This window comes from Novosphingobium sp. PC22D (assembly GCF_002556635.1).
Taxonomy (GTDB): Bacteria; Pseudomonadota; Alphaproteobacteria; order Sphingomonadales; family Sphingomonadaceae; genus Novosphingobium.
Genome location: NZ_MWMO01000011.1, coordinates 147,344 through 158,454, shown reverse-complemented (window position 1 = coordinate 158,454; position 11,111 = coordinate 147,344). Strand labels below are relative to the sequence as shown.

General features: G+C 60.8%; 15 protein-coding genes and 1 pseudogene. 8 read left to right on the top strand and 8 right to left on the bottom strand.

Annotation, left to right across the window (positions count from 1 at the left end):
• Positions 1–283: 283 nt before the first annotated feature.
• The 7 genes and pseudogenes from B2G71_RS16355 to B2G71_RS16325 all read right to left on the bottom strand — a co-directional run.
• Positions 284–420: pseudogene (locus tag B2G71_RS16355) on the bottom strand (transposase); the annotation flags it as partial.
• Positions 421–517: 97 nt separating this feature from the next.
• A complete protein-coding gene (locus tag B2G71_RS16350; protein ID WP_240530192.1) occupies positions 518–1,492 on the bottom strand; it encodes an alpha/beta hydrolase in 975 nt (324 codons plus the stop codon).
• A gap of 403 nt (positions 1,493–1,895) precedes the next feature.
• A complete protein-coding gene (locus B2G71_RS16345) occupies positions 1,896–2,312 on the bottom strand; it encodes a DoxX family protein (protein WP_098107653.1) in 417 nt (138 codons plus the stop codon).
• Between the two features lie 114 nt (positions 2,313–2,426).
• Entirely contained in the window at positions 2,427–3,338 is a 912-nt protein-coding gene (locus B2G71_RS16340) for an SDR family NAD(P)-dependent oxidoreductase (protein ID WP_240530191.1), read from the bottom strand.
• Between the two features lie 189 nt (positions 3,339–3,527).
• On the bottom strand, positions 3,528–3,914 hold the full coding sequence (locus B2G71_RS16335) for a hypothetical protein (protein ID WP_240530190.1): 387 nt from the start codon (positions 3,912–3,914) through the stop codon (positions 3,528–3,530).
• Positions 3,915–4,019: 105 nt separating this feature from the next.
• Entirely contained in the window at positions 4,020–4,490 is a 471-nt protein-coding gene (locus tag B2G71_RS16330; RefSeq protein WP_098107648.1) for a DoxX family protein, read from the bottom strand.
• A 56-nt stretch (positions 4,491–4,546) separates the two neighbouring features.
• Positions 4,547–4,822, bottom strand: coding sequence for a DUF2282 domain-containing protein (locus tag B2G71_RS16325; protein WP_098107646.1), 276 nt, complete (start codon positions 4,820–4,822; stop codon positions 4,547–4,549).
• A gap of 207 nt (positions 4,823–5,029) precedes the next feature.
• Here B2G71_RS16325 and B2G71_RS16320 point away from each other — a divergent pair, with 207 nt between their 5' ends.
• From B2G71_RS16320 to B2G71_RS16310, 3 genes are all read left to right on the top strand, one after another.
• Positions 5,030–5,569 (top strand): sigma-70 family RNA polymerase sigma factor, encoded by a 540-nt coding sequence (locus B2G71_RS16320; protein WP_098107645.1) that lies wholly within the window; start codon positions 5,030–5,032, stop codon positions 5,567–5,569.
• Complete coding sequence (locus tag B2G71_RS16315) at positions 5,566–6,207, top strand: DUF1109 domain-containing protein (protein WP_098107643.1); 642 nt, start codon at positions 5,566–5,568, stop codon at positions 6,205–6,207. Before B2G71_RS16320 ends, B2G71_RS16315 begins: the two co-directional genes overlap by 4 nt.
• Before the next feature lie 123 nt (positions 6,208–6,330).
• The gene (locus B2G71_RS16310) at positions 6,331–7,266 is read left to right on the top strand and encodes a DapH/DapD/GlmU-related protein (protein WP_206049430.1); all 936 of its coding nucleotides are present in this window, start codon (positions 6,331–6,333) and stop codon (positions 7,264–7,266) included.
• 84 nt (positions 7,267–7,350) lie between these two features.
• Here the strand turns inward: B2G71_RS16310 and B2G71_RS24165 are convergent, their stop codons facing one another.
• On the bottom strand, positions 7,351–7,488 hold the full coding sequence (locus B2G71_RS24165) for a hypothetical protein (RefSeq protein ID WP_168176385.1): 138 nt from the start codon (positions 7,486–7,488) through the stop codon (positions 7,351–7,353).
• On the opposite strand from B2G71_RS24165, the gene B2G71_RS16305 reads away from it, so the two are divergent.
• The 5 genes from B2G71_RS16305 to B2G71_RS16285 all read left to right on the top strand — a co-directional run bounded on the left by B2G71_RS16305 (position 7,487) and on the right by B2G71_RS16285 (position 11,060).
• Positions 7,487–7,753, top strand: a complete 267-nt coding sequence (locus tag B2G71_RS16305) for a hypothetical protein (RefSeq protein ID WP_098107681.1) — start codon at positions 7,487–7,489, stop codon at positions 7,751–7,753. The two genes, B2G71_RS24165 and B2G71_RS16305, sit on opposite strands and share 2 nt — an antisense overlap.
• A 60-nt stretch (positions 7,754–7,813) precedes the next feature.
• Positions 7,814–8,644, top strand: a complete 831-nt coding sequence (locus B2G71_RS16300) for a DUF692 domain-containing protein (RefSeq protein WP_098107640.1) — start codon at positions 7,814–7,816, stop codon at positions 8,642–8,644.
• Positions 8,641–9,408 (top strand): DNA-binding domain-containing protein, encoded by a 768-nt coding sequence (locus B2G71_RS16295; RefSeq protein ID WP_098107639.1) that lies wholly within the window; start codon positions 8,641–8,643, stop codon positions 9,406–9,408. Before B2G71_RS16300 ends, B2G71_RS16295 begins: the two co-directional genes overlap by 4 nt.
• Positions 9,409–9,787: 379 nt before the next feature.
• Complete coding sequence (locus B2G71_RS16290) at positions 9,788–10,564, top strand: glucose 1-dehydrogenase (protein WP_098107637.1); 777 nt, start codon at positions 9,788–9,790, stop codon at positions 10,562–10,564.
• A 31-nt stretch (positions 10,565–10,595) separates the two neighbouring features.
• Positions 10,596–11,060 (top strand): SgcJ/EcaC family oxidoreductase, encoded by a 465-nt coding sequence (locus tag B2G71_RS16285; protein ID WP_168176384.1) that lies wholly within the window; start codon positions 10,596–10,598, stop codon positions 11,058–11,060.
• Positions 11,061–11,111 lie beyond the last annotated feature (51 nt).

Here is an 11,111-nt window from a genome sequence, read left to right as displayed (position 1 = left end):
AAAACCAAAGAGTCCTACCTCGGCTTCGTCAATCTCGTCTCAGCCCTGCAATGGATACCCTTTGTCCACGAAACCTAGGAGCGTCGGCTAACTCCTGCGTTCTTGTCTGAAGCACCGCCGCCCGTGGAATTTCAGCCCAATGGAACCCGCGAATCACTTCAAAATCCGGTTCCGCAAGGAGTGTCGGTTCGATTCCGACCACCCGCACCATCCTTCAAAACAGGGCAGAACTTGGCGAGTTCGAGGGCTTGCGCGGGCGGAGCGCCCTGGCACATCCCGGCACGGGGCGCCCCGTCCGAAAGTGCCACAGGATGCCGTTGATCGCTCGCCAGTTATCTACGCGTGCCACGCCGCGCGGCTTGTTCGGCAGTGGGGCGCGATCACCGCCCACTCCTCCTCCGTCAGTTCGCGTCGACGCATACCGCTCTCCCTGTTCGAAGAGCGTGAATCATTACCCAATCACATTCGCAAATATATTGGCCACTACCTCACCGATCCATTGCGGAGCGCCCTTGGATCATTCCGGGTGTCCCGCCATGAAATCAAGAATTAGCTTGGCAATCTCGTCGGTCTTCTCGTCGAGCGCAAAATGGCCCGCGTCGAGCAGGTGAATTTCGGCCTTCGGTAAGTCTCGCTTGAATGCCGCGCCTCCTGCCGTGATGAAAGAAGGGTCATTGGCTCCCCACACGACTAGGGTCGGCGGCTGATGCTTGCGAAGCCACGCCTGCCACTTTGGATAGGCCGCGACATTGGTCCGGTAATCGTACAGCAACGCCGACTGGATCGCCGATTGTCCGGGTTTCGACAGGTGCGCAAACTCGTCCAGCCACGCGCCAGGATTGTAGCGCTCGGGATGCTTGCTGCCGGCCGTATGACGCTGCATCGTCGTCTCGAACGACAAAAAGGTCTCAGGTATTTCCGGATGAGCTTTCGGATCGGCCCAGAATTCTGCGATGCCGGGCCACTTTTTGCCCAGACCTTCCTGATATGCATTGCCGTTCTGGGTGATTAATGCGTGCAAGCGCTCCGGATGTGCCAGCATCAAGCGGAAACCAACCGGCGCTCCGTAATCGTGAATATATAGGCTGTAACGCGTGATCTTGAGGTGGACGAGCAGACGGTCCATCACCTTCGCGAGATGTTCGAACGTATACGGAAATACGGACAGGTCTGGCGCATCGCTTTGTCCAAAGCCCGGATAGTCTGGCGCGATGACGTGGTAACGGGTGGCCAGCAGCGGGATCAACGCTTCATATTGGCGAGACGAAGTTGGAAACCCATGCAGCAAAACGATGGTCGGGGCATCTTTGGGTCCTGCTTCGCGATAGAAGACCCCGACGCCGTCGATCTGTACCCTGTGGTAGGTCGTGGTCGAATGAGACGCTACCTGTGGAGCGGCCCATGCTGCCGGCGCGAGGCCAAACGACAAGGTGGCTGCCGCGGCGAGTCTCAGTAATTGATGTTTGAGCTGGATGGGCGGGCGATACATCATGATAATTCCTATTGGCGGCCATATCCACGCCGTTGCGCGCGCGAACCGAAAGCAACGTTTAGACACGCGTTGACCGACAGGGATTGAAACGCGGTCCTCTCCCACCTTTCGCCAAAAGGCAGGGCTTGGTTACATCGATGAGGCTGCGATGACCGTCCCTCGGTCACCTAATCCATGTGCGATCAGAACTGATAATGCATCCCGAAATGATGTTACGGCCGCTCGTGACACATCTCGCCGTTCAGCCGAATGTGAAAGCGAAAGCCTGCACACGCGGATCGAGGAACTCGATCTCGAAAAATGCAGTGATGGTGATGATCAGGCAGTCCGGCAACTGGAGGACATGGACCGGGCGGAACTACTGGCAGCACGGCCGGTGATCGAGGAAGCGCAGGATGTGATCTCAGCGAGATTTCCAGGCCGCAACCATCAGCCCGCCGATTACGGTGATGTGTTCCATCACGACATAGAATTCCATTGTCCGAAATGGCTCTTCCATCGTCCAGAAATGATGCACGAGTGGAATTGTCAGTGCTGTAAAGACGCCCAGCGCGCCGGCACCGAGCCAAGTCCAACGGTTGAGGATGATGAGCGCCGACCCGACAAGCTGCGTAATGATCGTCGCTATGTTGAAAGCCGTAGCCGGTTCGAGCCCGGCCTGCGCCATCTCGGCGACGCCGCTCGGGAAGTCGATGAGCTTGGAGAGCCCGCTCCCCCAGAAGCCGAATGTCAGCACGATGCGTGCAAGATAACCGAACCAGTTTGAACTCGTCAGCGCATGGATCGGATTGCCGGATAAAGTAGTTTCGACAGATGCCATAATTTTTATCTCCGAGCGTCCGTGCAGCTATTCACATTTGGCGGCTGCAATCCCGCAGATTTGTCGGTCCCATGAGGCCCTTTCAGGCCAAGGCGGAACAATCGTTTCATCACCTCACCCAAACCGCTCCTTGACCAATTCTTCGCTCTTGACCCACAGCCCCCTGGCGCGATCAGGGTCCAAGGCATAGGAGCGCACACCGAAGTCAGCGGCGGGATCGTCATTGATTGCGACGACATGACAGTCCTCGCAGTAGTGGCCGCCCACTTCGTTGGCAGGGGCGACGAACCCCGCCCACGCCAATGTCGCGGCGCCCTGTTCCACCGGCTTCCAGTCGAAAGCAGCGGCCGCTTCGGGCTGCTGGTCAATCATGGCGCGCGTGGTTTCGGTCAGGACCGCGCCAGGGTGCAGTGCCGTCGCGCGGATGCCCGCAGCGTTGTGCCGTCGGTCAAACTCGACCGCGAAGAGGATCATCGCGGTCTTCGACCGGCGATAGGCATCAAGCGGGTCATAAGGCGTATGATCGAAGTTGAGGTCGCCCATATCGACATCCGCGCCGCGATGGCCGGCTGACGCGATCATGACGACACGGCCACCCGGATTGATGATGGGAGCGATGCGGTTGATGAGGACGAAGTGGCCCAGATAATTGGTCGCGAACTGAATCTCGAACCCGTCGACCGTTCTGGCCTCGGGAACCGCCATGACACCCGCATTGGCGATCACCACGTCGAACCGCTTTCCCGCGTGCAGAAGCCGGTCCGCACATTCTCTGACGCTACGAAGCGAGGCGAGATCAAGCTCTGCCAAGTCGAGGCCGCCACCTGCCCTTTTTCCCGCGCGCAACTTCTCGGTCGCCAGTCGGGCTTTCGGCAAGTCTCGGGCCGTACCCGTCACGTCCACCCCATGTGCAACCAAGACCCGCGCTGTTTCCACGCCGATGCCGGAAGACACGCCAGTCACCAGCGCATGCTTGCCGCTTAAGTCGATTCCTTCGAGAACCTCGCTTGCCGTACGTGCATCCAACATTGATTCCTCCAATTGGCGGGAGATAACCCGGTCAGGAAACTATTTCGCGTGCAAGGCCGGACTTGTTACATCCGCCGTCGCTTGGATGCCGGTCACCTTTGCTAACGCACTCTGCAAGCCGCTGTGGCGCTGACTGGCGAACCCAGATCGGATCTTCGCCTTACGCGGTCGTGGTGTAGTTATCGGTCATGACGCGCTTCTCGGTCGCGCGAGCGTCGTCAGCACGGCGCCCAGCAAAAATATCGCTGGCGGCAAAAGCCCGCGCAGCGGAGAAACATAGCCCGGCGCGACGACTACCAGCAGCCAGATGCCGTCCGCCCAGCCGGCAACGCCAAGGTTCAGAAGATAGCCGATGCGATCGTTGCGCCAGTTGCGCCTTATCGCGACGACCAAGACAAACAGCGCGATGGTGAGCATGTAGGCCGCGAGTTGGTACAGGCGGCCTTGCGCGAGTCCTGCCTGATCGTGACCGAGCGCGAAGATGTCCCACGCGACCTTGCAATGAAAGACGCCCCAGATCGCGTAACAGAACGCGCCGAGTCGGGCGAAGATCGCAGATGCGGTCAACCCCACGGCGATGCGCCGTTAGCGGCCGTGGTCGGGCGGATGCTAATGATGAGATCGGTCAGCAGGGCGAGGAAGGTGCGGGTGCCTGACATCACCGTCCTGCCGTCTCCGTCACGCCGCCGCGACGGGGCGCGGGGATCGGTTTCGTCCGTGCAGCAGCGCATCTACCGACCAGGCTCCCCCACCACGCGCAACGAGCGGCAGCAGGATCGCGACCCAGCTTAGGTGCGTCGGCCACGCGTCGGGGTAGACAAAGACCTGTATGACAAGCGTCATGCCAAACAGGGCGAGCGCCGACATGCGCGTGCCGAGGCCGAGCGCCAAGAGCAGTGGAAAGATGTGTTCGGACCAGGTTGCCGCCGTGGCTGCGATTTCAGGCGAGATCAGCGGCAGCGCATATTCATACTCGAACAATTGATATGTGCCGTCGGTGATGGTGAGGAAACCTTCCACCTTGGTTCGTCCCGATAGAAAGAAGATGGCGGCGATGCCGAGGCGAGCGACGAGCAGCAGCAGCGCGTCCGGCAACAGCTTTGAGACGTGCCCGACGAGGCGGTCATAAGGGTCTGGCGGCAGGTGCATCGATAGTCTCCCGCAAATGGGGGGCCGGAACAGCACTCCGTTCCGGCCGAATTCCGTCACGCCTTCTTGGGCGTCAGCGAACCATTGCCCTTGGGGGTCTTGATTGAAGTGCAGGTGCCGGCCTTCACGAGCTTCCAGGCATTGCCCTGATAGTCGACCTTCGAAGTGCCGGCGCAGCTCGTACCTGGGCCAGCCGCGCAGTCGTTCTTTCCGGCAAGCGACACGCCATAGCATTTCTCCATCGCAGGCTTATCCTGGGCGGAAGCAGGCGCGGCGAGTGCGGCGGCGGCAATGGCGATGCCCGCGGCTAAAGCAGCATGGTTGGTGCGCATTATCTGAATCCTTCTATCTGTCGCCTCTTCGCGCGACCCGGTCGAATTGTCCGGGTCGCGCGGTGACAGGGAGGAGGCGGGGTGACCCGTGTCACATCAGCCAATTCGGAGCTGGATCGACCGGAGTTACATGGGGGCGAGAAAAATGACTTGCACGAGGCGTAACCTTTTGACCGATTGCGACGAAGCACCATGTGAGGAGCATGAATGCAGACGGACGAGCACGTCTTACGCGGATTGATGATCGATGGGCTCGGCGGCGATGCCGCGGCCCATGCGTCATTGCTGCGCCTGCTCGTCCCGCTGCTGCGGGGATTCTATCGACGCCGTGTTCATGGCGCCGATGACGATGTTGAGGATCTCGTGCAGGAAACCCTGATTGCCGTTCACACGCGCCGCGCCACCTACGATCGTGACCGTCCCTTCACCGCCTGGATGTTTGCTATCGCCCGTTACAAGATGATCGATCATTTCCGGCGAGCCGGCCGGCTGCGCCCCATTGATGGCCTGGAGGAGACTTTGGTCGCGGATGATTTCGAGGCCAGCGCCATCGCGCGGATGGACGTCAATCAGTTGCTCGCCGAACTGCCGCCCAAGCAGGCGCGCATGATCCGGGCCACCCGGATCGAGGGACTCAGTGTCGTCGAAGCGGCGCAAGCCGATGGTATCGGTGAGTCCGACGTAAAGGTATCCGTCCATCGGGGCCTAAAAGCCCTGATGGCGCGTGTTCAGGGAGGGTCGCGATGAATACCGACGACCTGATCCTGCAACTCGCGCGGGACGCTCGCCCCGTGCGCCGTGGCGCGATGAAGCTCAGGATTGCAATTGGCGTGGGTCTCGGTGCGATCGTTTCGGCCGTACTGGTGATCCTCTGGATGGGGCTTCGCCCCGACCTTGGGACCGCCATGAACGGCTGGTCCTTCTGGATGAAGTGGGGATACACCCTGTCCCTGTCCGTTGCGGCCCTTGCGATGACCGCGCAGCTTGCCCGGCCCGATAGCGGTCGCGTGCGCGGGCTTTGGCTGACGGCTGTGCCGGTTGTCCTGCTGGCTTGCGTCGGCCTGCTGGAACTGGCTCGGACACCACCTGCCGACTGGCTGGCGATGTGGTTGGGGCATAGCTGGCAGAGTTGCCCGTGGCGCGTTCTGTCGCTCGCCGTGCCGATCTTCGCAGGCCTGCTCTGGTCGTTTCGCAGGCTCGCACCGACGCGGCTGCGCGCCGCGGGCGCGGCTGCCGGGCTGACCGCCGGCGCGTTCGCCGCGACTATCTATTGCCTCCATTGTCCCGAGGTGTCGGCGATCTTCGTGCTTACCTGGTATTCGCTTGGCATCCTGCTCGCCACATTGCTCGGGGCCCTGCTGGGACCGCGCCTGTTACGTTGGTGAGCAATGGCCCACCAGATGTGAGCATGGCTCCGCTGTGCCGACGGCCACATCGACACGAATGATGATCGCCGTCACGGCAGACCAATTTACGGAGAACAGACCATGCTTAGAGGGGTGACCGCGATGGGTCTGGCGACGGTCGACGCCAGCGGTCGGTTTATAGAGGCGCGGTACTTCAAGACGATGTTTGACGAAGTCGATCAGACTTTGACTAAGCGCGTTGACGAAAATGAGCTTTCGGGATTTCTTAAAAGATCCGTCTCCGGCATTAGCCGATATGACGCCAGAAGAGATGTTCAAATCGTCCCGATCCACACGACGATACGAAATCTTCAAGAGCAATCGACAAGTCTCTGCGATGTGTATCTCCGACTCTATCTCCTTAGCTCTCGTAAAGTAGCGCCGGCACAAGTTAACCTCGCAGGCGTGCTCGACCTTTTCGTTAACGTGGCTTGGACTTCTTTGGGGCCTTGCTTGCCGGAACGCGTAGAGGAACTGAGACATGGTGCATGGGCAGATGGGAAGGAGGTTACGATAGGAGGTGTGTGGCCGTTTCCACGTATGACAGATTACGTGGTGCCCTCGGGCGTCAAAATCATGAACAGTGAGAACGTCCGCTTAGGCGCATACTTGGCGTATGGGACGAACGTTCTAGGTGGCGGCTTTTGCAACACGGGATCTTCGACGCTTGGAGCAACTGCGGTTGAAGGTCGGCTTAGCCTGGGTGTCACCGTAGGGGAGGGGTCGCATATCGGCGGCGGTGCATCGCTCATGGGAACGACGTCCGGTGGGGGTAAGCAGACCGTAAATATCGGCCGGAACTGTTTAGTAGGTGCCAACGCTGGCGTCGGCATTTCCTTGGGAGACAATTGCATCGTGGAAGCGGGGTGCTATGTGACGGCCGGTCTTCCGATTCACCTCACTGATGGACAGATCGTCAAGGCATCGGATTTGGCTGGCAAATCGGATTTGCTCTTTCGCCGCGACGCGTTTCGCGGGATCGTCGAAGCCGTGCCTTCGCCAGGCTGGACGGGGCTGAATATGAAGCTCCACCAATAATGGAAGCCCACCGATCTCAAAGAATGGCCGCACCGCTAGACTAATTTTTGAGGCGCTCCCGGAAAACTGCACGGGGTGATAAGCTCATCCTGAGCTGGGGATATGCCCGCCTGCCACCGCCAGCCATGCGATGGATTTTTCGGTGGGCTGTAACCGCCCCCCTTCCTCTTGCGAAATGGCAAATGCCGCCACGGCGGCGCCATTTTCAGGAGACTTCATCATGCTTACCCTCGACACCCGCGTCGGCATTGCTACCGCTGCTGCCGCTATCGCCATCAGCGCCGCTGCCGCCCCTGCCTTCGCGCAGGAAGGCGCGAGCGCCAAGGTCGTCCACTGTTACGGCATCAATACCTGCAAGGGCACGTCGGACTGCAAAACGGCGAAGAACGAGTGCAAGGGCCAGAACGAATGCAAGGGCCACGGCTTCAAGGCCATGACCGCCAAGGCCTGCACGGCTGCCGGCGGCAGCCTCACCGAGCCGAAGTAACAATCACCGGCCCGGCGTGGTCGTCGCGCCGGGCCGATCAACTCATCAAGGAGCGCCCAGATGATACCGTCCTTCGCCGGGTTCGGCCTTGGGCTGCGCAAGCCGCATTATGCCGACTTTCTGGAACATCGGATCGCAGTCGACTTTCTTGAGGTGATTTCCGAAAACTTCATGGTCGACGGTGGTCGCCCCCGGCAGATTCTCCGCGACATCCGCGCACACTACCCGGTGGCGCTGCATGGCGTTTCGATGTCGATCGGCTCGGCTGACGGTCTCGACGGGGCCTATCTCACACGATTGCGGGCATTGGTCGACGAGATCGAGCCTCTGTTCGTCTCCGACCATCTGAGTTGGAGCCGGATAGAAGGCTTCAACTCGCACGACCTGCTGCCGCTGCCCTACACCAAGGAAGCGCTCGACCTGGTCTGCGCCAACATCGACCGTGCTCAGGAGGCGCTGGGCCGCGCCATGCTGATCGAGAATCCGTCAACCTATATCGACTTCGCCCCGGCCGACATGACCGAGTGGGCGTTTCTCGACGCCATGTGCGCGCGGACGGGCTGCGGGCTGCTGCTCGACGTCAACAACGTATTCGTCAGCGCCAGCAATCACGGCTTCGATCCGTTGGCCTATCTCGATGGCGTTCCCCATGCGCGCGTGCGTCAGATCCATCTGGCAGGCCACAGTCAGGGCGAGAAGCTGCTTGTCGACACGCACGATCAGCCGGTGCCGGCTTCCGTGTGGGACCTTTATGCCCATGTCCTGCCCCGGCTCGGACCGGTGGCGACAATGATCGAGCGCGACGACGACATCCCCCCGCTTCATGAACTGTTGGCCGAACTCGGCACGGCGCGCGATATCGCGGTCGAACGGGCCGTGGAGGCAGCATGAGTTTGCTTTCGCTCCAGCGCGACATGCGCGCCTGGCTCGTGAGCGAGGATGAGGCTGCCGCCGCACGGATGGGCGCGTCGGCTATGCCCGGTCTCGGCGTCTATCAGAACAACTACCGCGCGCAGCTCGTTGCCTGCCTCGAAGGCAGCTTCGGGCAGACGCGCGCCTGGATTGGCGACGACGCGTTTGTTCATGCCGCCGCGCACCACATAGATCGCGTCCCGCCGAGCAGTTGGACGCTCGATGCCTATTCGCGGGACTTCCCGATGACACTCGCGATGCTCTACGCCGACGATCCGGAGATCGAGGAGATCGCGCGCATCGAACTGACGCTTGAGGACATGTTCGTCGCGGCCGATTATCCCGCACTCACGGTCGATCTCCTGCACGACGTGGATTGGGATCGCGCCATCCTGCGCATCGCGCCGACGATCGACATCGTCGAGTTCACGACCAACGCTTTCGCGATCTGGTCGGCGCTCACGGCCGCCGAACCCCCACAGCCAGCGGAGCGACTCGACATCGCAAGCGCGGCGCTGGTCTGGCGACAGGATCACCGTGCGCGTATCCGGCCGATCGACGCCCTCGAACGGCAGGCCCTGTTAAACGTGCGCGCGGGCGTGTCGTTCGGCATCCTGTGCGACGGTACGGCCGAGGCCTTCGGCGAAGAGCAAGGCGCCACGCTTGCCGGGAAATGGCTGGGCCAATGGATTGCCGACGGCCTGATCACCGCGATCGAAATCAGCTCGGCGAAGCCAGGCTGATCATCCGCGCCGGCCGACTCTGTCTCAGCTCGGTGCCAATGATCATTGCCCTATTGTCGGGGCTTATTGGGGGCGAATATCCGGCACCGATTGACACTCACACGAGTCAGTTACGCCCGTTAAGGTCGCCGGGTCCCGAGTTGATGGTTTCTGGCGGCAGTGATCGGCGGCGCAAGGAATCGTGACGAATATCATGCTGGATGAGCGACAAGGGCGGTTCCAAAGCCGAAAAAGCAATTCTCCCAAGCAACCGGTCGAGCAGTCGGGAGAAAGTACACGACTTATAAGTCAGCATAATAGAGCCCATTAATAGTTAGCCGGTAGTCCTCACTCCTTAGCAACACTAATATATGCTCCAGTCCGGCAAGGAGTATAAGTCATGAATCGCTTCGATGGAAAGACGGTGCTGATCACCGGCGGAGCCCGTGGACAAGGCGCATCTCACGCCCGAGCGTTCGGGGCGGAAGGCGCCAATGTTATCATCGCCGACGTGCGTGAGGAACGCGGGCGTGCGCTCGCCGATGAACTCGGCGGCAACTCGGTCTTCATCAAGCTCGACGTGTCCATCCCAGCCGATTGGAAAGCGGCTGTTGAGGAAACGGAGCGTCGCTTTGGATTCATCTCCGTGCTTATCAATAACGCTGGCATTCCTGCGCCTGCAGTGTCGATCGCGGACAGTGATCCGGAAGACTGGGATCAGGTCATCGCCACCAACCTGACTGGCCCCTATCTCGGTATTAGGGCGGTCGTGCCGTCGATGCGCCGAGGGGGTGGCGGCGCGATCGTCAATATCGCGTCCAGTTCGAGCCACGTCGGCACGCCGATGCTTGCATCATATGTCTCCAGCAAGTGGGGCGTGCGCGGACTGACGCGGACCGCCGCCACCGAGCTCGCCCGCGATCGCATCAGGGTGAATTCGATCAGTCCGGGCGTGATCGACACGCCGTTCATTACCGAGCCGCCCCGGCCCGGTGAGCCCCCGACCAGCGATCATTTCACGGCGGAACCGTTCGCCATCCAGCGGATGGGAAAGCCGGAGGAGATCACGAAACTCCTTATGTTCTTGGCATCGGACGACGCGGCGTTCGTCACCGGCTCCGACTATGTCATCGACGGCGGGATACTGCTCGGACCGATCCCAACGGACGGGCAATGATTCCGACGATTCTATCGGGCAGGAACAGGCCATGATCACCATCGGAGAGAATTCGACGGGCGACATGCGGGATGTCGAGACGATCACCAGGACGTTGCGCGATGCTGGCCGTGCGGTGGAAAGGGGCGACCCGGATGGGGTGGCCGCAATGTTCGCGCCGGGCGGCGACACGACAATCTTCGATTTCCTGGCACCCGGCGTGACCGCGGTGGAGGACATACGGCGCAACGTCGCCGACATGGCCGAAGCGGCAGTCGGCGAAATCACCTGCACCTATCCTAAAGTGACGGTGCGGATGCTCTCACCCGACATCGGATACTCGCTCTCCTATACTGAGATCGACATCACCACGGAGGACGGCACGCGCACGCATGTGCATGCCGCGGTAACCGACATCTGGCAGCGGATCGACGGCCGATGGCTCTGCGTCCACGAGCACAGCTCGCTGCCAGTCGACGTTGCAAGCGCCAAGGCGCAACTGTTGCAGCCGATCTAACGGGCCAGCGTCCGATAGTGACGGCCGGGCCGCTTTCAGACGAAAGGATGA

Coding starts and splice junctions, on each gene's coding strand:
- B2G71_RS16285 (WP_168176384.1), top strand. CDS start 10,596: ATGATCACCATCGGAGAGAATTCGACGGGCGACATGCGGGATGTCGAG.
- B2G71_RS16310 (WP_206049430.1), top strand. CDS start 6,331: ATGGGTCTGGCGACGGTCGACGCCAGCGGTCGGTTTATAGAGGCGCGG.
- B2G71_RS16305 (WP_098107681.1), top strand. CDS start 7,487: ATGCTTACCCTCGACACCCGCGTCGGCATTGCTACCGCTGCTGCCGCT.
- B2G71_RS16300 (WP_098107640.1), top strand. CDS start 7,814: ATGATACCGTCCTTCGCCGGGTTCGGCCTTGGGCTGCGCAAGCCGCAT.
- B2G71_RS16295 (WP_098107639.1), top strand. CDS start 8,641: ATGAGTTTGCTTTCGCTCCAGCGCGACATGCGCGCCTGGCTCGTGAGC.
- B2G71_RS24165 (WP_168176385.1), bottom strand. CDS start 7,488: ATGATGAAGTCTCCTGAAAATGGCGCCGCCGTGGCGGCATTTGCCATT.
- B2G71_RS16290 (WP_098107637.1), top strand. CDS start 9,788: ATGAATCGCTTCGATGGAAAGACGGTGCTGATCACCGGCGGAGCCCGT.
- B2G71_RS16345 (WP_098107653.1), bottom strand. CDS start 2,312: ATGGCATCTGTCGAAACTACTTTATCCGGCAATCCGATCCATGCGCTG.
- B2G71_RS16320 (WP_098107645.1), top strand. CDS start 5,030: ATGCAGACGGACGAGCACGTCTTACGCGGATTGATGATCGATGGGCTC.
- B2G71_RS16350 (WP_240530192.1), bottom strand. CDS start 1,492: ATGATGTATCGCCCGCCCATCCAGCTCAAACATCAATTACTGAGACTC.
- B2G71_RS16330 (WP_098107648.1), bottom strand. CDS start 4,490: ATGCACCTGCCGCCAGACCCTTATGACCGCCTCGTCGGGCACGTCTCA.
- B2G71_RS16325 (WP_098107646.1), bottom strand. CDS start 4,822: ATGCGCACCAACCATGCTGCTTTAGCCGCGGGCATCGCCATTGCCGCC.
- B2G71_RS16315 (WP_098107643.1), top strand. CDS start 5,566: ATGAATACCGACGACCTGATCCTGCAACTCGCGCGGGACGCTCGCCCC.